This is a genomic window from Synechococcus sp. Nb3U1, from assembly GCF_021533835.1.
Classification (GTDB): Bacteria; Cyanobacteriota; Cyanobacteriia; order Thermostichales; family Thermostichaceae; genus Thermostichus.
The window spans coordinates 1,829,003-1,849,761 of the sequence record NZ_JAKFYQ010000001.1 but is presented as its reverse complement, the minus strand read 5'-3'; the positions used below and the strand labels follow the sequence as shown (position 1 = coordinate 1,849,761).

Below are 20,759 nucleotides of genomic sequence, written 5' to 3'. Positions count from 1 at the left end.
CTCTCCTACCGATGTTTTTGGGTTTTACAGCCTTTTCCGACTTCACGCAGGCCCTTGAGCTAGGCAAAAAACCTTGTAAAAGTAAAGGATTGGCCTGAGTCTGCTATACCAGATAACGCTGGAAAAAGCTGTAAGCACCATGAAGATCCAACTGCTCAATATCCACAAGCGCTTTGGAACGGTACAGGCCAACCGGGATGTGTCCTTGCTAGTGGAGGCGGGCACCATTCACGGCCTGCTAGGAGAAAATGGGGCGGGCAAAAGTACTCTGGTCAAGATTCTGAGTGGATTCTTGCGCTGTGATCAGGGGGAGATTCGTGTGGGTGGGCAACCGGTTCAGATCGGCAGCCCTGCCGCCGCGATTTGTCTGGGCATTGGCATGTTGCACCAGGATCCCTTAGATTTTCCGTCTCTGACAGTGCTGGAAAATTTTATCGCGGGGCAACCGGGGCGCTTTGGTTTGCGGCGAAGGGAAAGTCTACAGCGACTGAGAAAGCTATGCGAGGAATTTGGCTTTGATCTCAACCCGGATGGGGCAATTGGCGAGCTGACAGTGGGGGAGCGGCAACAACTGGAAATTTTGCGGTTGCTCTCGCTGGGGATCAACACCCTAATCTTGGATGAGCCCACTACGGGCATTTCCGCCTCTCAAAAGGATCTTTTGTTTGCGGCTTTGCGACGGCTAGCGGAGCAGGGTAAATCAGTGATCTTTGTCTCCCACAAACTGGAGGACGTAGAACGGCTCTGCGATTGGGTGACGGTGATGCGGCAGGGTCAGGTGGTGGGAACTCTGCCCGTCAGGGGAGAGGATGATTCCCCGGTGCCCCTAGAACAACGGCTGATCGAGCTGATGTTTGGCCGGGAGTTGGCGGCTCCTGGACGGATCCATCCTCCGGCGACAACGGCGGATCCCTTACTAGAGCTACGATCGCTGCTGTTGCGGCAGGATCATGTCACCCTAGGTTTGCCAAATTTGAGGGTGCAGGCGGGGGAGGTGATCGGTCTGGCGGGGCTGGAAGGCAGCGGTCAACGGCAGTTGCTACTCGCCTGTGCGGGATTGTTGCCTCCTCTTCAAGGACAGATTCTGCTACAGGGACAAGAGATGGCAGGCCGACCCTATGCAGAGTATCTGCGGCGAGGGGTAGGTTACTCTCCGGCGGATCGGCTGCGGGAGGGGCTGATCCCTGGGTTGACGCTGCAAGAGCATTTTGCCCTACAGCAACGGGATCCCTGGATAAACTGGCCCCTGGCGCGTCAACGCACCCAAGCGGCCATCGAGCACTTCAGCATTCGTGGGCATACTCATAGCCGGGTGGAGCAACTCTCTGGGGGGAACCAACAGCGCAGCCAACTGGCCCTTCTGCCTACCCCTCTCACCCTGTTGCTGATGGAACACCCGACGCGGGGACTGGATATTGAGTCGGCGCTGTGGATCTGGGGTCAGCTATTAGAGCGCACCCAAACCGGTACAGCTATTTTCTTTGCTTCAGCCGATTTGGATGAGATCGTGCAATATAGCGATCGGGTGATGGTGTTTAGTGGTGGGCAAGTTTCACAGCCCATACCGGTGGCGGAGCTGACCGTTTCGCGGTTGGGGCAGATGATCGGCGGTAAGATCCACGGGATCCCGACGGAGGTGTAATTGGAATGCTGTGGGGCAGCGAAACATTGAAAACATTGAATAGAGCAAGACCCTGATAAAACGGGCTTTTTTTAAGATCGAAAATATTCTGCCCACAGTTTTTAGAATCTACTACCTATAGCTCCCTCTGGCCCTAAAGTCAACACTACGAACTTAGGGGGCTATGGTTTCAAAGGTAATGCGTACAGGACTATCAGAAGGAGGTAGAAAGTTGAGTTTTTCAAAGCCAATCACCTGACCTTGGTGGTCTTTCATCAAAATCACCTCATCCCCCATTTCTTTAGCTTCAACCTCATCTTGAGGATTGCCAAACCAAACGACAAGTGTATTACCTGTGCGGTCATTTTTATTGTCAATTGCAGGGATCCCCTAAATGCCAATCCTGAAAATCAGCCCTACTGGGAGCCGAGGATACCGCGATCTTTGGCAATCCGAACTGACCCGCGAAAGGCCGCCATCCCCAGAGCAAAATATACAACTCCAGTGACCAAACCCATCAACAGCCGCGGCCCATCCAAGCCCACATCCCGCACCATCACATCCCGCAACAGTCCAGCTCCTGCTGTCATTGGCAACCCTTGCCCCACCCATTTCAGGGATCCCTGCCATTCTTCGGTGGGAGTGGCCAAAAGAAACAACAAGCCAAACTGGCTCATCACCAGAAGCTGCTGGATCCGCTTAAAGATCAAAGCAGCAGAGCCGAGCAAAAAAGCAAGGCCATAAGCTCCCAGCACCACACTGACCAGGGGCAAAATCAAGCTGGGAGGGAACTGTAATCGGCTGCCCGTCAGCCCTAAAATCACCATTAAAATGGCTGTGACTGATGTGAAACGTAACGAGAAACTGGCACAGGCCCGGGCAAGAAAAATAGATGCCGCTGAAAAGGGGGAGAGCAAGACTTGCTCAAGGGTTCCTGTTTGGGCTTCTACCTGTAAATTCAAAGCAATATCATTGACGACAAAAATCACCAGTGTCCACAGTACATAGCCAATGACCACAGCATCCAGGCGTTCCCCAAATTGGGAGGCTGGCCCCGCCACATATTGAGCACCAACAAACAAAGCATAGAAGAAAAATGTGGTGATCAGGATCCCGCCCAGTGCCTCAACAGGATAGCGAATGTATTGGATCCAGGAGCGTTTTAACTCGGCAAAAAAGAGTTGAATCATCCCTCCCCATTTCCCTTCTTCAATAACTTAAGAAAAATGTGAGTGAGATCCGCTTCTTCTCGCTTAAGGCTGAGCAAAGGTATGGGGTTTATTCTATCCAGTACCCGATACAACTGCTCGGAGGAGCCGGTGAACCGCAACCGATGTGGCTCCTCGACCACCCCCCCCAGGGATCCCAGTTGGGCAGCCCGTTCACTGTCGATGGCTTGTTCCAACTCGATGTGATAAGTGGAGGCAGTGCCAGCAAAGTGTCGGATCAACTCCCGGGTTGGCGCCTGGGCGATGATTACCCCCCCTTGAATCACGGCCACTTGATCCGAGAGCACTTCGGCAATATCCAATTGATGGGTGGTGAGCAGGATAGCCTGCCCCGCCGCGGCAATTTGACGAATCAGGGACTTGACGGTTTGTGCTGCTTCCACATCCAATCCCAAGGTGGGTTCATCCAACAGCAGCAAAGCAGGACGGTGAATTAAGGCAGTGGCAATCGCCAGTTTTTGTTGCATCCCCCGCGAAAGGGTTTGCACCGCTACCCCTTGTTTTTCCGTTAACCCAAAGGTTTCTAGCAGCTCCAATCCCCGTTGCCGAGCGGTTTTCGCCTTGAGACCCCGCAGTACGCCGAAGTATTCCAGGTTTTGTAGAGGGGTGAGCCGCCAGTATAGGTTACGATTGCCCTCCAGCACCGCGCCCACCTGCGCCCGAGCCTGTTCCTCTTGATGGGGATCCCGTCCGACAATGCGTACCGTACCGGCATCTGGGCGAATCAACCCAGCAATCAGTTTAATCGTGGTGGTTTTGCCCGCCCCATTGGGCCCCAAAAAGGCCAGGATCTCACCGGCTGCAATCGTCAAGGAGACATCCACCACCGCCTGTACCTCTTTGCCCCCCTGTCGATGTCCTCCCGGGCCGTGTGAAGCACGATAGGATTTTTTCAGGTGCTGGGCTTCTAGAGCTTTCATTCTGCAATCCCTCAGGCGAGGGGATAGAACCAAGTTGCTGAGTTGGGTTCAGGGGGTCATGGCCAGAAGGCCTAGGCTTTCTGGGGTTGGCTGCCATTCGTTCGTGCGTAGTCATCGCTAAACCGAATGATGTCGTCCTCGCCCAAGTACTGGCCGTTTTGCACTTCGATGATCACCAGAGGAATGACACCCGGATTTTCTAGGCGATGTTGGGTGCAGGGGGGCACGTAGGTGGATTGGTTGGAGGTGATGATCTTTTCTTCGCTCCCACAGGTGACCTTGGCGGTGCCGGCGACGACGATCCAATGTTCGCTGCGGTGGTAGTGCATTTGCAGGCTGAGCCGATGTTTGGGCAACACCACGATCCGCTTGATTTTGTAGCCGGGGCCCTCCTCGAGCACGGTAAAGGTGCCCCAGGGACGACTTTCCGTATTGCTCTCGATCAACTGGGCTAAAGTCTCTGCAGAGAGGGGAACAGGGAGTTTTTCCGGTGGGGCTAGGTCTGACTTAGGGGTTTCCAGCATGGAGTTGCCCTCCTCAGGGGTGTGCTTTTAGATTATCCCAGCCCTCTCGGGATCCCCAATGGGATGGTTGGGTCACATCAACGGGATAAAATCCTGTGGGATCATGAGAAGGTATCTAGCTTCGGGATAACGCTATTGTCCTCCATGCCTTCCCCCCAGTCCGCTCCCTCTTATCCGGTTCACATCCATGATCGCCAACGGGATCGGCATTATTGGATCCAGGTGCCCGCCGATCAATACATTTTGGCCAGCGCAGAAGCCCAAGGGATCCCTCTGCCATTTGCCTGTCGCAATGGGGCCTGTACCACTTGTGCGGTGCGGGTACGACAGGGATCCCTTTACCAACCGGAAGCGATGGGGATCTCGCGGGAACTGAAGGAGCAGGGCTATGGGCTGTTGTGCGTAGGCTATGCACGCTCGGAGCTATGGGTGGAAACCCAGGATGAAGACGAAGTGTATGAGCTGCAATTTGGGCGCTACTTTGGCAAGGGACGGGTACGACCGGGGATCCCGATTGAGGATGAGTGATGGCCTCGTCTGCAGCCGTGGAATCTTCTGAAGGAACTCAAAGAATACCCCCCTTCTGGCGACAGGGATGGCTCTTGGGGGCGGCGGCGCTGATCCCGGTGAATTTGGCCCCCAGTTTGTTGTTGGTACTGCTCGGCATCGGTCGGAGCTATCTCCGTTGGGGATGGGAAGTGTTTCGGGATCCCTTGCATCGGTTGGCCTTGGGGTTAAGCCTTGGGGTGGTGGCGGTGGCACTGCTGGGACAGGATTGGCAGCTGAGTTTGCCGGGTATGTTCAATTACTGGCCTTTCTTATTGATGATGCCGGTTTTTGCCAGAGTGCTGGTGGGTGTGGTGGGGCGCAGACGGTTGGCACAAGTGCTGGTGCTGGGCAGTTGGCTGATGCTGCTGCTGGGTTGGGGGGAGGTTCTGTGGGGTTGGCAGGGGGATCTGTTTTTGGGGCCGATCTGGATCACAGGGGTTGCAGGGGGGGAGCGACCGGCGGCAGCCTTTACCTCGCCGAATATCCTGGCCATTTATCTGGTGATCACCCTCTGTTTGGCGGCAGGACTGTGGCTGGATCAACCCAGAACAGGCTGGCGAATCTGGCTGGGGGCAACCCTGGGGTTGGGATCCCTGTTGTTGATCTTGACGGCCTCCCGCAATGGGTGGGGAGCAGGGGCTTTGGTCTTGCTGCTCGGGTTGGGGCTACGGCGCTGCTGGTGGGGCCTGGGGATCCTCATCGGGTTGGGGAGCGCCAGTTTGGTGGCGGCTTTGGATTGGCCCGGTTGGCGTGCCGTTGTGCCTCGCTTGCTCTGGAGTCGCTTGGCCGATACCTTCGACCCGCAGGCCACCTACTTCAGTTCCACCGCCAATCGGGTGGATGCCTGGCGTTTTGCGCTGGAAATGGTGCGAGAACGCCCCCTGACCGGGTGGGGTTGGCAGAGTTTTGCCGATCTCTACAATGCCCAAAATCCACCGGAGCTGCTGGGCCATTGTCACAATTTATATCTTCATTTGGCGGCTGAGGGCGGGATCCCACTATTACTGGGTTACCTGTTGCTGTGGGGGTGGATTTTGTTGCAGGGCCTCGGGGCTTGGCGCCAGAGTCAAGAGGGGGTGCTGTTGGGAATTCTCTTGGCGCTGGGAGCTTTGTTTGCCTCTGGATTGTTGGATGTGGTGATTTTGGATGGTCGGATCCATCTGATGGCGACTTTGCTCTTGGGAGCCGTCCTGGGGGCTAGTCAGGAAAGGCAAGGGACAGCTCCCGAAACGGAAGCTACCCAAATGCCACGGTTGGATCTACCGTGAAGCAGTCTTGATCGATTACCTCTTCATGACCTCAGTAGGCCGAGGATGACCGCTGCCTCATCCGACCCACACCTGACCTCTCCAGCCGACCTCTTGGCTCAAAATCGCTATCTCAACGCCCTACACCAGATTGGGTTGGCGCTGCTAGACCGGCGTGAGCTGTCTGAACTTCTACAGGTGATTGTGCAGCAGGCAGCAGATTGGCTGGGGGCACCCAAAGGATTCCTGTTCCGAGTCAGTGGGACGGATCCGAATGTCATGCGGCTGGAGGTGGGGTTGAATACCTCTCCTGACTTGGTCGGCCAACGAATCAGGCCTGGAGAAGGGTTAGCTGGGCTTGTGTGGCAAACGGGATCCCCGGTGCAGGTGGAAGATTACCTGACTTGGCCGGAACGGCTGGGAATCGACTCCGATAGTCGCGCCATGATCGGAGTGCCCCTGCGGTTGCGTACACAGGTGGTGGGGGTGTTAGGGCTAGCGCATACGGAGTTGGGGCGGTGTTTTTCCCTACTAGAACTGCAGGGGCTAGAACAATTTGCCCAGTTGGCGGCCTTAGCCCTGGATAATGCTCAGCTTTTTCAGGAGGCCCAACGGGAGCTGCGGGAGCGGCGTTTGGCAGAAGCTGCCCTAGCCGAAGAACAACAACGGCTAATTTCCACTCTGGCGAGCATTGGCGATGGGGTCATTGGCACCGATTGCGCTGGACGGATTACCCTGTTCAACCCCGCCGCCGAACAACTGACCGGTTGGGCCGCCGCCGAAGCCATCGGATCCCCCCTCAGTCAGGTGCTCCGTTTGTTGCATCAAGAGAGTCGGGAACCTCATCCAGATTTGGTGTCAGCGGTGCTGAATCAAGGGAGGGCTTTGGGGCTATCTCCCGCCACCGTGCTCATCGACAAAGCCCAAACAGAGCGATTCCTATCCGCTAGTGCCGCCCCCATTACCGACTTTGCCGGGAACATTTCTGGGGTAGTGGTGATCTTCCGAGACATTACTCGCTACCGAAACACAGAACTGGCTTTGCGACAAAGCCTAGAACGAGAACATCTACTGGCCAATGTTGCACTCAGGATCCACCGTTCCTTTGAATTGGGGCAAATTCTCTCCACAGCCGCCGCAGATGTGCGACGGCTTTTGCAAGCGGATCGAGTGTTGTTCTACCAGTTTCAGCCGAACGGAGAAGCCTGGGTTATCGAAGAATCGGTGGATCCGGCCTGGCCAAAAGCATTGGGTCGGGTCATTCATCCCACTTGGTTCGGGGATCTGTTGGCGCACTACCGTCAGGGCAAAGTGCGTATCGTCGAAGACCTGCAGCACTGGACAACCCCAACACCCCAGTTGCAGCAATACCTGCAGGAGTGTCAAGTGCGTGCCCAGTTGGTGGTGCCTTTATTTCCGAATCAGGATCTATGGGGCATGTTGGCGGCTCATCAATGTGGGCAACCCCGCCAGTGGCAACCGGAGGAGATTAGCCTGATGGAGCAAATAGCCACTCAGATGGAAATTGCCCTGCAGCAGACTTCCTTGTATCAACAAGTTTGTGAACTGAATGAGCAACTGGAGCGAAAAGTGCGCACCCGCACCACGCAGTTGAACAAACAGCTCAACACCCTCAAGTTGCAAGAACAGTTGTTGGATGCGGTGGAAACTGCTGTTGTGGTTACGGATCGAGAGGGGCATATCACCTATTGGAATCGCTTTGCCAGCAATCTCTACGGCCTTGCGGGTGGGGCCATTTTGGGAGAACTGATTATAGACGGGATCCCTGTCTCGACAGAACAGGCCTTGACCCTGTTGCAAGCCATCCGAACGGGAGAAAAATGGTCAGGAGAAGTGGAATTGGCTCGGTGGGCCGTTTCTGAAGCCTCACTCACCAACTGGAAAGCCCTAGTCGATGTCGATTCCACCAGCCCTGAGAACCTAGGTTCGGGATCCCCGCACACTGTTCTGATCAAACACACTCCCTTGCGGGATGAGATGGGCCTGTTACAGGGCAGCATCGGCATCAGTGTCGATATTACCCCACAAAAGCAAGTGGAACGGGAGCTAGAAGAACGGATGCAGGAGTTGCAAGCCCTCAACCGCCTTAAAGATGATTTCCTCAGCACGGTTTCCCATGAGCTGCGCACGCCAATGGCAAACATGAAAATGAGCATTCATCTGTTGCGTCTGGCCCTAGAAGATCTCCAAGAGAACTCACCTGCCCATTGGGCAAAAGCACAACGGTACTTGGGGATCCTGCAACAGGAATGTTTCAGAGAAACGGAGCTCATCAACGATCTGTTGGATCTCCAAAGGCTGGAAAGTGGGGTTCAGAACTTGCAGTGGGAATGGATCCCGCTCCGGCAGTGGTTACCCTCTTTGCTAAAGCCCTTCGAGGCACGCACCCAACAACGGCAGCAAACCCTGACCCTGATCCTTCACCCCACCCTTGTTCAGATTCGGACTGACCCCAGCAGTTTGGGGCGTATTTTGGCGGAATTGCTCAACAATGCCTGTAAGTATTCTCCCCCCACAGCTCAGATCCAGGTTGAAGTGATTCGTCCCTCCTCTGCTTCTCTTTTCGCGGTGTCTGGGGTGGATCCCGCCGAGCGAATTGGTTTTGCCATCACCAATACGGGAGTTGAGATCCCACCCGAACAGCAGGAGCGTATTTTCGAGAAGTTTTATCGCATCCCTTCAGGGGATCCCTGGAAACAAGGGGGCACAGGACTGGGATTGGCACTGATTCAACGAATGGTGGTGCAGCTACAAGGCTCGATTCGGGTCAGCAGTGGCAACAACCAAACCTGCTTTTGTGTTGAGCTCCCCGTGGATGGTAGTCTTCAGGCTTAACCCGCTTGATGGGGAGCTCTGCCATAATGGGTCGGCTCGGGTGTGAGGGGGCGTATGGAGACTCTTGAAACAGTTGCAACATCAGTAGAGGCATCGGCCATCCGCCTGGAATCTGGGCCTGAATTACCCACAGGAGCCCTGCAAGACTTGGTGTTGCCGGATCCCATGGACGAAGGTTTGCCCGAACTGGAGTTTCATCGGCAGGTGGAACAGGCCTGGCAGGTATGTGACCGCTTCGATATACAAACAGAGATTTGGCGGGGGCGCATTTTGCGGGTGGTACGGGATCGGGAAAAGCAGCGGGGGGATGGACGCGGCAGTGGCTTTCTCCATTGGCTGAAGGATCGAGAGATCAGCAAGAGTCGGGCCTACGCGCTGCTGGAGCTGGCAGACAGCGCCGATAGCCTCATGCGAGCCAAGGAACTGGCCCCAGAAACGGTGGATCGGTTCAGCAAACGCGCCTTCATAGAAACCGCCCAAGCTCCCGCAGAAGTGCAGCAAATGGTGGTGGAAGCCGCCCAGCAAGGCCAACGTATTACCCGCCGACAGGTGCGCGACCTTGCCGATGAGTGGACTGCTGCCACTTCTGAGTTGATCCCAGCGCCCGTACGGGCCAAAGCTGCCGAACAGAGTATTCCCACTCGTTACCTCACCCCTCTGGTGCGGGAACTGGAAAAATTGCCCGCATCCCATCAACAGGCCTTGCAGGAGGAGATCGTCCTCAACCCCGATGTGGATACCCTCAAGCAAGCCACCGCCGATGCCCGTTTTTTGGCTCGATATTTACAATCTGCCGCTCAGGTGCAAGCTCTGCAGGAGCAGGAGGGGTTGGATTTGGAGGAGGCACTCGAAGAAGCCTTGCGCTTGGGATTGCTCAACTTGACGGCTGATTTGGTGAATCAAGCGGCTCAACTGGAGCAAATCTTGGCGCGTCTTTTCACCACCTGGAAACGCCTGGGATCCCTAACCGACAAGTTGGATGGCCACATTGGTGCCAGTACCCCCCATTTGCGTCGCCTTTGCCGTTGTTTAGAAACACTTTCTGGCCCAATCCTACAGATGGGACTGGGTAGCGGAGAGGAGGCGCTACAACTGCAAGTCGCCATTCAGGTTTTGGGCCAAGGTCAAGATCCGAGCCCGGTTGCCTAGAGGGATCCAGCTTCTGACAGGCTACTTAGCCCAGAGCCTCTACCCGCAGCGCAAACTGAGTTTCTAGGCTATCTCCTGGTGGCAGTTGGATCAGCTTTTCGCCTGTGATCAGAGCATTGCGTGGCCCTGTCCAGGGTTCCAGACAAAAGAAGGGTTTGCCCTGCACCGTCCAGAAAACGAGGGTGCTGAAGATCTCGTCGTAGGTGAGGATTAGCCTTCTCCCCGCCACCGGATCCGTAACCACTGCCTCTTGAGCAGACAACGACTTGAAGGCCACATCGATTTCAGGAGCTGTCCAATCCAAGCTACCCGCAAAAGGGGCGCTGGTTTTGCTGAGGTGGTCGTAGAGTTCATGGGCCGGGATCCCAAGCTGTAACTTCGGTTTAACGGCCTCCTCCACATGAAAATAGGGGTGAAACCCGACTGAAAAAGGCATGGGCTTTTCAGAGCGGTTGGTGATGTGTTGCTTGAAGAGAAGCTGGCGATCCCGAAGTTGGTAGCTGAACAGAAGCGTGAACTCGAAGGGATAAACTGACAGGGTTTCGGCATTGCTTTCCAACATCAACGTTAGAGAGGCTTGACCCTCGGTGTCTTGATCCACCACCTGCCAGGGTAGGTTCCGGGCAAAACCGTGCTGTTTGAGGGTGTATCTCTGTCCTGCATGGCTGTAGGTGTTCTCGGGCAGATTGCCACAAATAGGGAATAGGATTGGGATACCGCCCCGTACCGTCAGGCTGGGATCCAGAAACCGTTCCTCATCCATGTAGAGGATCTCTTCTCCATCGTGCTCTGCACGGCCCGGAGGGCCATCCATACGCCAACGGGTGAGAATGCCGCCCCGCTCGGGCACGATCTCTGCTTCTGCCCCGCTCTGTTCATCTTTGAGGAGATAGGTCAGGTAGGGCTGGGGGAATGAGGTGATGCTGTACACAAAGGCAGTCTCCAGAGCGGGATCCCTTTCATTGTGGGGGAATCGTGGTGGTTTGGCAGGGGTCTTTGATGCTCAAGGACAACCCCAGCAACGCTATTCTGTAGGCATTTGCCCTGCTTGCAAGGCCGTTGCCATTCTGAGGGTTCAGTGATGTCCTGGGATCTGGGCCGATTCTTGAATACTCTGACCTACTACGATGCGCTGCCCTTTGCAGAGGTTTGGCGCTGGGTACAAAATGGGTTTCAGCCAAAGTCGAGCGTCAATCCTGTGCCACCTTTCCTTTCCGGGGCGATCCCTTCTCAAGTTCTGTTGCTGGGGCAAGGGTTGCCAGTCGGGTTAGCAGAGGCCCTGAGGCAGCAGGGAGTGGAGGTACTTGACTCCAGCCCGGTTTGGGCGACGGCGACCGTGTTCCTGGGTCTAGAGGATGTGGAACTGGCCAAAACCCATCTGGAGCAGATGGGCCACCAGACGGAGCAGATGCTGTTTGATTTTCGCCAACCCAACCCAGAGTTCAACGAGTTTTGGGGCATCTTGGATGATGTGGTCATGGGGGGGGTGAGCCAAAGCCAGTTGCGATGGGGGGAGCAGCAGCTTCTGTTCACAGGGCAGGTTTCTACGGCCAACTCTGGCGGGTTTGTTTCCACACGCACCCGCAACCTAGAACCGCCCTTGGATTTGTCAGAGTTTGCGGGCCTGGAGCTGCGCCTGCAAGGAGATGGACAACGTTACAAGTTCTTTGTGCGGGACCAAACCGGGTGGGATAGTCCTGCTTATAGCTATGCCTTTGAGACCTCGCCTGAGGCGGAGCAGACCCTACGGATCCCGTTTGGCGAGATGGTGCCCACCTTTCGCGCCCGTATCGTGCCCGCTGCTCCTCCCTTGAATACCCGTCGGATCTGCTCGTTGCAGTTGATGCTGAGTAAGTTTGAGGCGGATGGTAGCCTGAACCCCCGTTTTCGTCCGGGATCCTTTCAACTGCGCTTGCGGTGGATCGGGGCCTATCGCCGGGATCCCTTGCCGCAAATCATCGGGGTGGTGCGAGGCCGGATCTCCGAGCAACTGCTGGCTCTCATACAAGCGTGTTCTCCCCGTTGGTGTGGGGTGGAAGCTGCTGTGGATGTGGAAGAGCCCATCCTGGTGGCACAATTACTGCGGGTGATGCGGTCGCCACAAGCTGTGGGCCAAGTTGAACGGGTTGAACAGTTCCATGCTTAAATCCCCGTTGCTCTCCCCTCGAAGCAGATTTCATTCTGGGGGATCCCTTTGGGCTGCTTTGCCAGTCTGGCCAGCTCTGGGCATGGGGTTGCTAGCGGGAGGATGGCTGCTGTGGTGGCAAGGGATCCCTTTTTTGTTCGACTGGGATGAGCTGATCTACGGCAGTCTGGCCCGGCAGATGCTCCTAAGTGGGGATCCCCTTTCTTTGGTCATCAATGGCGAACCCTTTTTCGAGAAGCCCCCCTTATTTTTTTGGCTGCAAGCTTTGGCCATGAGCGCTTTAGGGGTGAACGAATGGGCGGCCCGCCTGCCGAATGCTTGGGTAGGAGGGATGACGGTGGCGCTGCTGGTGGCCTGGGGATCCCATTTGCGGGGGGTAGACTTTGGCTGCCTGTGGGGGAGCTTGCTATTGACGGGCTATCTGCCCCTGTTCTTTGCCAAAACCGGCCTGATCGATCCGCTGTTTAATCTGGGAATGGGAGTGGGAATGGGATCCCTGTTTGCGGCGGATCAGGCCCGTCTGATTGGGCAGTCGGGACGGGCTTGGTTGGGACTGGGGGCATTGGCTCTGGGGTTAGCAGTGTTGGCCAAAGGGCCACTGGGCTTGGGCTTACCCCTACTCATTTGGGCTATCTACAAGCTTTGGCATCCGGATCCCTGGCCACACTGGGGTGAGGCAGTGGCCTTTTTGGGGTTGGCGGGTGGCGTTGCCCTCAGTTGGTTTGTGGTGGAGTGGATGGAGCAGGGGCCGCAATGGGTGGAGCAGTTTCTCCGTTACCAGTGGCGAATCCTCACCACATCGGATGGGCATCCTGGCCCGGTTTATTTTCATGTGCTTGCTTTTGGGTTGGGGTGCTTTCCTTGGGGGGCAGTGGCTTTGGCCGGGATCCTGCAGACGATTCGAGGTGGAGAGTCCTCCTCTCGTTGGAGAGCGAGAACCCGCAGTACGCGGTTACGACTTGGTTCGGCGGCAACGGCTACGGATCCCAGCCAGCGGGCGGAACATCTACTTTTGGTGGCTTTTGGGGTAGTGCTGGCGCTGTTTTCTCTGCTGGTGCAAACCAAGCTGGTGCACTACACCTCGCTGTTGTACCCGATAGGGGCCTATTTCGCCGCCGGGCGACTGCAACGTCTGTGGGCAAGAGAGAGCAAGCTCACCCTTTGGGAAACCCTTTGGATCCTGCTGAGCGGCTTGTTTTGGGTGGTTCTGTGGCTGGTGTTGCCCTGGCTGGGGGGATCCCAGGGGGAGGGGCTAGCAAATTGGGGAATCCTTCTGACGGATGGGCTCACCTTGGGGTACCTGAGAGCAGGGGTGGACTGGCCCCTCTACACCTATGGGCCGGCTTTGATGTTGCTTTGGGGAGGGCTAGCCTGGATATTCGGTCGGCAAAAGGTTTGGGGGTGGGTGAGTTTGCTCTTAGCCACCGGGTTGAGCGCCCAGTTGGCCTGGGGCTGGGTTTTCCCGCGTCTGTTGCAGCATACCCAAGGAGGATCCATCCAATTTTTTCAACGGTTTGTTAGCACTGAAGCCCATTTAGAAGCTGAACCTGCACCCGAGAACTCCCAATCGGCCCTGCCCGGAACAGTGGGGCTGTACGGGTTCCGCTCGTTTGTACCCTACTTCTATGGCCCGCTGCAGGTTCCCTATGCAGCTTTTCCGGCGGAGCTATCTGCCTGGGAGAGGACGGGGCAAATGCCGGATTATCTGGTCACTTGGGATCCCTTCGTGGAAGAGTTGGCTGAACGGGGATCTTTACAGGCGATTGAGCAACAGGGTCCCTTTTGGCTCCTAAAAACATCCCCCAGCTTTTCTCCTCCGCCATGAGCCAGTACGTTTTACGCATCAGCGATATCCCCGCTCAGGATCGTCCCCGCGAACGTCTGCTCACCTACGGGGCCAAAACTCTCTCTAATGCCGAGCTGCTGGCCATTTTGCTGAACACGGGACAGGGACCAGGCAAGCTCTCAGCCGTGGGGCTAGGACAGTTGCTGCTCAAGGAATTGGAGCGCCACCAAGGGGATCCCCTCGGCCAACTACGACAGGTGGAGGCGGGGGAACTGATTCAGATCGAGGGCATCGGCCCGGCCAAGGCAGCCACCCTCCTGGCGGCGATTGAATTGGGGCGGCGGGTGTTTTTGGCCCGTCCACCGGAGCGTACAGTGATCGATTCTCCCGAACAGGCAGCTATGGCTCTGAGTGGCGAGTTGATGTGGGAGGCTCAGGAACACTTTGCCGTGCTACACCTGGATATCAAACACAAGCTGCTCAGCCAGCAGATTGTTACCCGCGGCACTGCCACCGAAACCCTTTCTCACCCCCGCGAAACCTTTCGCAGCGCCATTAAGCAAGGAGCCAGCCGCATCCTCATTGCCCACAACCACCCCTCCGGCAGCTTGGATCCCAGCCCGGAAGATCTCGCCCTCACCCGACAACTGTTACAAGCAGGGCAACTGCTGCAAATTCCTGTGTTGGATCACCTAATTCTGGGGGGCGGACACTTCCTCAGCCTGCGCCAACGGACTACTCTCTGGGAGGAAATTCCCCAGCCGGAATAACTGGAGCGCTTTTGCCAAGGGCTCTCAAAGATCATCTCTAAAGATCAAAGTCCGGGATGGTCGGGCAGGGATCCCAGCCTTGGCTCTCCCGCTGCACAGCACCATCCAAAAGGGCATTGATCAGAGAGTCTGCCGCCCGTAGATCCTCCTCATCCGTACGGTGGGCCTCAAACAGTTCGTACAGATAGGTTTCCTGAAGCAGGCTCAAGCGCCCCGTCTTAAAAGCCTGTTGGGCAATTTCTTTAACGTTCATAACCTGAGCTAGAAAACTCAATAACTGCTCAATAGCTGCTGTTTCTATGGTGGGAGCATTCACCTGCAAATTTTTCCGTCAAACCGCGTAACTTGTCTGCGCAGCAATGCAGAACTTCGGCGGGGGTTCGTCTCAGCCGAGCCCTCAACCGACAGGGATATAATGACCTTGCAACAAAAAACCCTTCGGCCTTGCTAGCTCAAAGGATAGAGCACCGACCTTCTAAGTCGATGGTTGCAGGTTCGAGTCCTGCGCAAGGCGTTTGGTTCAGTTTACCTCTGGCTGGGCGATCTCTAGGCCTCTCGCAGCCCATCTTGATGGGGACACCACACATGAAAGATGACCTGTTCAGAGTGGCTTTCCACCGTCAGGGATCCCTGCAACAACTCCACTGCTTTCTGGGCTAAGGGCAACCCCAGTCCTGTGCCTCCCACGTTACGCCGATCCAGGTGGGCAACGCGGTAAAACTTTTCAAACAGATGGGGCAGCGCTTCTGCTGGAATTTCCACCCCTGTATTGCGAACGGTAATCAGCCAGCCGAGGGTACCATTTTGAACGTCCTGGTTCATCTGCAGATGAAGATAAATTTCTTGCTCAGTTGGAGTGTATTTACAAGCATTGTTCAAGAGTTCATTCACCACCCGTGATAATAGATTTTCATCGGTATAAAGGGGCAGAAGGTTTGCATCTAGATGGACGTGAAAGTGTTGACGTTGTTCGGTGGCCCGCAGCAAAAAGGGAGCTGAGATCTCTTTGATCCACTCTTGGGGAAAGAGACAAGAGAGCTTCAGGGCTTTGTTTCCCGACTCGATGGCCTGCAACTCCAACAGATCGTTAATCAAATCAATTTCACGGTTGGTCTCCATCTCCAAAATGTGCAAATAGCGCCTTTCCCGTTCGGTCAAATTGGCCTTTGAAAGGAACCCGATGGCCAGCTTCATGTTAGTGAGGGGTGTGCGCATCTCGTGGGAGACCATGTGTAGGAATTCGTCCTTGAGCTGATTCAGAGCCTGCAGCTGTTGCACCTGCTGCTGAATGGTTTGGTAAAAGCGGGCTTGGCGAATAGCAATGGCACACTGGCTGGCAACTCGGCGGATCAGACGTTGTTCCTGCTCCGTAAACACCTGGCCCGGCGGACGGGATCCACAAATATCCCCCAGCACCCTCCTATTGGGTCGGGTTGGATCCCCGTCATCGTCAATGGGCACAATCAGCAGGGTATAGCGGTCATGGTCGGGCCAGCAGGGATGGTGGAAATTGCTGAAATGACAAATTTGCCCCTGCTGGAGCTGGTTGATCACCTCGGCAAAATCCACAAATGGGATCTCTAAAGGAAAGCGCCGGATCCCTTCGACCGCCAAGTAATCCACTACCAAAATACTGACTTGTCGTTCTGGATTGTGCAGGGCAATTGCGCAATTGGAGAGGTTCAGACTCATGGCCAATTCTTGGGCTACTGTCTCCAAAATCTGTTGTTCATCCAAACTGGCGCGAATTTCTTCAGTGATCACCTGCAGCAGGGCTTCGTAGTCGTAGGCTTGCTGGATTTCCACATTGCGAACCTGTACCTGATAATCCAATTCTGCATTGGTTTGTTGCAGCCTTTGATAAAGTTCTGCCTGCTGAATCGCCACCGCCAAATGATCGCTGATCGCTGATACTAGCTCGATCTCATCCGGTTGCCAACCGGGATCTAGAGTCAACCGCCGTAGAGATAGCCCCCCCCACAGTTGACCATGGTGAGCAACCGGTACTACAAGCCACGGGCCAAGCTGATGGTTCTGTTTTTCTTCCAGGACTCTTTGAAAGGTAGGGGAGGGATCCGAAACCTGCTCCGGGTCTTGCACACAAAAAATTTGCAGCCGCTTCAAATGGTCGATAACCACAAACTCATTGGTATCGGGCACCCGCAAGTTCAAAGTGCTGGGCAAATGGTCAGGATCCCTGGCGCTCGCAATGCCCACCCACACCGCCTCAGCGGGCAAATGTTGATAAAGGGTGATCCGAGCCGCCCCTAAAACCTGACGCACCGAACGGACTACCACTTCGAAAAGAGTAGGTAAATCCAAAGCAGTATTGATTGCCTGCACCAGTTGGTTGAGCAGCTTTTCCCGTTCAATTCGCTGCTGTAGCCTTAACTCTGTTTGCTTACGAGAGGTGATATCCCGCACAATCACCAGCATCTCATCTTCCCCAAAGGGGACAAAACGAGCCTGTCGGTATTGAGGATGTGGAGATGGCCCTGCCCACGGGTATTCCATCTCTTGAACATGTTTCGTCACAAAAGCCAGTTCCAGATGCCGCAGGATCGCCTCGGCATAGGGAGCCGGAAATAGCTCCTGAGGCGTTTTGCCCAGATAGAAATCCGGTGGATGTAGGGTAGGGAAATAGCTGGGGGGCTTAAATTCTAGACACCTCCCTTGGCGATCCAGATGAAACAGCATATCCGGGATCGTCTCTAGGATTTGGCGATAGTGTCGTTCCTGCTTGGCTACGGCTGCTTCCAGTTGTTTGCGTTCAGAAATATCGAGGGTAACACCAACAATTTGCTGAGGCTTGCCCTGTCGATCCGCTAGGACAATACCCACCGAGAGGTTCCAGCGCAGTTGCCGATCCGCCCAGTAGCAGCGATACTCCACCGAAAAGTTGGGATCTGTGCTGCTGATATCCTGAAAAGCCTGGATCACTTTCTGGCGGTCTTCGGGGTGGATGCAATCAAAAAACATCTCCAGGGTGAACTCCTGGTCAGGCTCCCATCCATATTTGGCTTTGCATTGGGGTGAGGTGCTCAGTTGCCCACTGCGCAAATCCACTTGCCAATAGCCCAGCTGTGTCGCCTCCAGAGCCAGATGCAGATACTCTAGGTAGAAGCGATTGTCTCCCGGTTGCACCGGCACCAAACGGTTTGGGGATGAAGACATCTCTCCCAACAACGGTAAAATCCTTTACAGACGGTATCTCATTGCTCATTGTGGTCATTGCTCATTATGGACGATTTTGATGGGAACTGTGGAGATCTCTTTGTCAGGGAGCTTTAACTTTATAGGTGTGACTTTCAACTCGTAGTTGAAAAAATTTTCAACCGGTTAGAAACGTTTTCCATCTCCAAAAGCCAGCGCAGAGGAGCAATCCCTTTGCTATAGTGATGGGCAGCCACGTTTCGGATCCTAGATTTCGGGATCCCCCCAGCAGGTGGGGTTAGGGTACGGTGCATCAAGATTCTTGTGCATCGGAAAGGGTTCATCTCAGCGTTGAGCTTCTTGACCTGTAGTGTCGCCCTCAGCCTGCATGAAGCGTTTTTCTTTTTTTATGCTGTCCTATGTGACGTTAAGCCTGAAACTTCTACTGCCACTGACTTTGGGGCTGTTCCCAGCGAAGCCTGCCCCATGCTGGACTCGACTGATCCGTATCCTTTTGAAAGTACCGCTTCCCTCTTCTTTTGGTTAGGGGGGCTTACTGTTGCGAATTGGGGCGAAAAACTTGCCCCTGGTTTTGGTTTGGGCTTTTGAGCTTGTTCTTTGACTCCCTCAGCCTCTAAGCTCTTCTCCCTTCCTAATTTGCGGGATCCCTGGGTTGGTTTCGTTTGGCCGTACCCTGTCACCGGGATCCCTGAGGTTCTCATTTCTATTCCCAGAGCATTCAAGGTACTTTCTGTGGTTTGTGAACTTTCTCGCAGCCGTGATGCGCAAGTGAAAACCAGCTTGCCGAGACTGCCAGCTCAATCAGAAACGTCTCGACAACCGATCTCTCCCCAACAGCACCCGTTGGATCCCCTCACTCCCGAAGAAATTCAGAGGGCCGTTGCGATTTTGCGGCAACAGAAGCCCATCACCCCAGAATGGCGATTTGCCACGATCCAACTCCAAGAGCCGGATCGACGCTGGATGTCCACATGGAAACCCGGCATGGATTGGGATCGACAAGCTTTTGTGGTGCTTCTGGATCGCTCTAGCGGCAGCACCTACGAGGCAGTGGTTTCTCTTTCTGCACAACAGGTGCGCTCCTGGCGGCTTATTCCAGGCGTGCAACCGGCCCTGTTGGACGATGAAGTGTACGAGTGCGATCGCCTCCTCAAAGAGGATGCTGCTTTTTTGGCAGCTCTGGCTCGGCGGGGGATCCAAGATGTCAGCCTAGTGATGGTGGATTATTGGACGATTGGCTATTTTGGGATCCCGGCAGAACAGGGGCAACGGCTGGTGCGGGGCCTGTGCTTTTTGCGCTCAGAACCCTGCGATAACGGCTATGCCCGACCGATTGAGGGGTTGAGTCCTTGGATTGACCTCAACCGCATGCAAGTGGTCAAGATCGAGGATCGGGGCCTATGGCCGTTGCCGCCAGAATCTAGCAATTTCGACGAGCTGTTTTTCAAAGATTTTCGCGCCGATTTGAAACCGCTGGAGATCATACAACCGCAAGGGGTGAGCTTTCAGGTGGAGGGCCATCACATTCGCTGGCAAAAGTGGGATCTACGCATCAGCTTCAACCCCCGCGAGGGTTTGGTGTTGCATCAAGTAGGTTATGAAGATCAAAGCTCGCCAGACTGCGGCGAGCAAAGCCGGATTCGTCCAATTCTCTACCGGGCCTCAGTGGCCGAGATGGTGGTGCCCTATGGGGATCCCCGCGATCCTCATTTTCGCAAAAATGCCTTCGATGTGGGGGAATATGCCATCGGTATGCAGGCCAATTCCCTGCAACTGGGGTGCGACTGCCTCGGGGAAATTTACTATTTTGATGCCCACCTGCACACCAACAGCGGTGAGCCGATGCTGTTGAAAAATGCAGTTTGTATGCACGAAGAGGACTTTGGCATTCTGTGGAAGCATAGCGATTGGCGCACCGAACGGGCCCAGGTACGGCGCTCGCGGCGGCTGGTGATTTCTTTCTTCACGACGGTGGGTAACTACGACTACGGCTTCTTTTGGTACTTTTACCAGGATGGCACCCTGGAATTTGAGGCCAAGCTGACGGGCATTATCAACACCTGTGCCACCTTGCCCGGAGAGGATCCCGAGTTTGGCACCCTGGTGGCTCCCCAACTGGCGGGGTTGAACCATCAGCACTTTTTCACGGTGCGGCTGGATATGGCAGTGGATGGAGACCACAACTCCCTTTACGAAGTGCATTCGCAGGCGCTCCCCCTTGGCCCCGAAAATCCGCACGGCAATGCTTTCCGCGCTCAGGCCACCCTCTTGAAAACCGAACAGCAGGCGGTCCAATCGGTGGATCCCTTGCAGGGGCGCTACTGGAAGATCGTCAATCCCCAAAGCCGGAATCGCTTGGGCCAAGCGGTGGGCTACAAACTCTTGCCGGGGGAGAATGTGCAGCTTCTTGCCCAGCCTGACTCCTGGCTGTATCGACGGGCGGGATACTTGACCCACCACCTCTGGGCAACACCCTATCACCCTGAGGAGAAATTTCCGGCAGGCGACTACCCCAACCAGCACCCCGGTGGCGAGGGCTTGGTGAATTGGACGCAGGCAAATCGTTCGATCGAGAATACGGAGTTGGTGCTTTGGTATAGCTTTGGTTGTAACCACTTGCCACGCCCGGAAGATTGGCCGGTTATGCCCGTCAGCTACATCGGCTTTATGCTCAAGCCGGTCGGCTTTTTCGACCACAACCCCGCTTTGGATGTGCCCCCTTCCCCCCCAAAAGCCAAAGACTGTTGTGGTTCGTCCTTGAACTAAGCAGGGGTTAGACAATAGGGAT

Annotated in this window: 16 protein-coding genes and 1 tRNA gene; 10 read left to right on the top strand and 7 right to left on the bottom strand. The window is 55.3% G+C overall.

The window, feature by feature from the left end; all coding sequences use genetic code 11:
* Positions 1–139 precede the first annotated feature (139 nt).
* A complete protein-coding gene (locus tag L1047_RS08675; protein WP_235278468.1) occupies positions 140–1,642 on the top strand; it encodes an ABC transporter ATP-binding protein in 1,503 nt (500 codons plus the stop codon).
* A 153-nt stretch (positions 1,643–1,795) separates the two neighbouring features.
* On the opposite strand, the gene L1047_RS16780 is transcribed toward L1047_RS08675, so the two are convergent.
* The 4 genes from L1047_RS16780 to L1047_RS08655 all read right to left on the bottom strand — a co-directional run bounded on the left by L1047_RS16780 (position 1,796) and on the right by L1047_RS08655 (position 4,294).
* Positions 1,796–1,999, bottom strand: coding sequence for a DUF2283 domain-containing protein (locus tag L1047_RS16780; protein ID WP_235278920.1), 204 nt, complete (start codon positions 1,997–1,999; stop codon positions 1,796–1,798).
* Between the two features lie 38 nt (positions 2,000–2,037).
* Positions 2,038–2,811, bottom strand: a complete 774-nt coding sequence (locus L1047_RS08665; RefSeq protein ID WP_235278467.1) for an ABC transporter permease — start codon at positions 2,809–2,811, stop codon at positions 2,038–2,040.
* Positions 2,808–3,770 carry an ABC transporter ATP-binding protein gene (locus tag L1047_RS08660; protein ID WP_235278466.1) on the bottom strand — a complete coding sequence of 321 codons (963 nt, stop codon included), beginning with the start codon at positions 3,768–3,770 and terminating at the stop codon, positions 2,808–2,810. The genes L1047_RS08665 and L1047_RS08660 overlap by 4 nt, the downstream gene beginning before the upstream one ends.
* Positions 3,771–3,841: 71 nt before the next feature.
* Complete coding sequence (locus L1047_RS08655; protein ID WP_235278465.1) at positions 3,842–4,294, bottom strand: phosphomannose isomerase type II C-terminal cupin domain; 453 nt, start codon at positions 4,292–4,294, stop codon at positions 3,842–3,844.
* 144 nt (positions 4,295–4,438) lie between these two features.
* Between L1047_RS08655 and L1047_RS08650 the strand changes: the two genes are divergently transcribed.
* The 4 genes from L1047_RS08650 to L1047_RS08635 are packed head-to-tail and all read left to right on the top strand — an operon-like array spanning position 4,439 to position 10,095.
* Positions 4,439–4,822, top strand: coding sequence for a 2Fe-2S iron-sulfur cluster-binding protein (locus L1047_RS08650; RefSeq protein WP_235278919.1), 384 nt, complete (start codon positions 4,439–4,441; stop codon positions 4,820–4,822).
* The gene (locus L1047_RS08645; RefSeq protein WP_235278464.1) at positions 4,822–6,111 is read left to right on the top strand and encodes an O-antigen ligase family protein; all 1,290 of its coding nucleotides are present in this window, start codon (positions 4,822–4,824) and stop codon (positions 6,109–6,111) included. The genes L1047_RS08650 and L1047_RS08645 overlap by 1 nt, the downstream gene beginning before the upstream one ends.
* A 45-nt stretch (positions 6,112–6,156) precedes the next feature.
* On the top strand, positions 6,157–8,946 hold the full coding sequence (locus tag L1047_RS08640; protein ID WP_235278463.1) for a GAF domain-containing protein: 2,790 nt from the start codon (positions 6,157–6,159) through the stop codon (positions 8,944–8,946).
* Positions 8,947–9,000: 54 nt separating this feature from the next.
* Positions 9,001–10,095, top strand: a complete 1,095-nt coding sequence (locus L1047_RS08635) for a hypothetical protein (protein ID WP_235278462.1) — start codon at positions 9,001–9,003, stop codon at positions 10,093–10,095.
* A gap of 25 nt (positions 10,096–10,120) precedes the next feature.
* Here L1047_RS08635 and L1047_RS08630 read toward each other — a convergent pair whose 3' ends face one another.
* On the bottom strand, positions 10,121–11,026 hold the full coding sequence (locus tag L1047_RS08630; RefSeq protein ID WP_235278461.1) for an aldose epimerase family protein: 906 nt from the start codon (positions 11,024–11,026) through the stop codon (positions 10,121–10,123).
* 150 nt (positions 11,027–11,176) lie between these two features.
* On the opposite strand from L1047_RS08630, the gene L1047_RS08625 reads away from it, so the two are divergent.
* Genes L1047_RS08625 through radC form a run of 3 tightly spaced genes read left to right on the top strand, consistent with a single transcriptional unit; the run spans position 11,177 to position 14,797 of the window.
* Positions 11,177–12,241, top strand: coding sequence for a CIA30 family protein (locus L1047_RS08625; protein WP_235278460.1), 1,065 nt, complete (start codon positions 11,177–11,179; stop codon positions 12,239–12,241).
* Positions 12,234–14,066 carry an ArnT family glycosyltransferase gene (locus L1047_RS08620; protein ID WP_235278459.1) on the top strand — a complete coding sequence of 611 codons (1,833 nt, stop codon included), beginning with the start codon at positions 12,234–12,236 and terminating at the stop codon, positions 14,064–14,066. The genes L1047_RS08625 and L1047_RS08620 overlap by 8 nt, the downstream gene beginning before the upstream one ends.
* Positions 14,063–14,797, top strand: coding sequence for a RadC family protein (gene radC, locus L1047_RS08615; RefSeq protein WP_235278458.1), 735 nt, complete (start codon positions 14,063–14,065; stop codon positions 14,795–14,797). Before L1047_RS08620 ends, radC begins: the two co-directional genes overlap by 4 nt.
* Positions 14,798–14,834: 37 nt before the next feature.
* On the opposite strand, the gene L1047_RS08610 is transcribed toward radC, so the two are convergent.
* The gene (locus L1047_RS08610; protein ID WP_235278457.1) at positions 14,835–15,050 is read right to left on the bottom strand and encodes a hypothetical protein; all 216 of its coding nucleotides are present in this window, start codon (positions 15,048–15,050) and stop codon (positions 14,835–14,837) included.
* 188 nt (positions 15,051–15,238) lie between these two features.
* Here L1047_RS08610 and L1047_RS08605 point away from each other — a divergent pair.
* Positions 15,239–15,311: transfer RNA gene (locus tag L1047_RS08605), tRNA-Arg, on the top strand.
* Positions 15,312–15,343: 32 nt separating this feature from the next.
* On the opposite strand, the gene L1047_RS08600 is transcribed toward L1047_RS08605, so the two are convergent.
* On the bottom strand, positions 15,344–17,971 hold the full coding sequence (locus tag L1047_RS08600; RefSeq protein WP_235278456.1) for a sensor histidine kinase: 2,628 nt from the start codon (positions 17,969–17,971) through the stop codon (positions 15,344–15,346).
* A 780-nt stretch (positions 17,972–18,751) separates the two neighbouring features.
* Between L1047_RS08600 and L1047_RS08595 the strand changes: the two genes are divergently transcribed.
* The gene (locus L1047_RS08595) at positions 18,752–20,737 is read left to right on the top strand and encodes a primary-amine oxidase (protein ID WP_235278455.1); all 1,986 of its coding nucleotides are present in this window, start codon (positions 18,752–18,754) and stop codon (positions 20,735–20,737) included.
* Positions 20,738–20,759 lie beyond the last annotated feature (22 nt).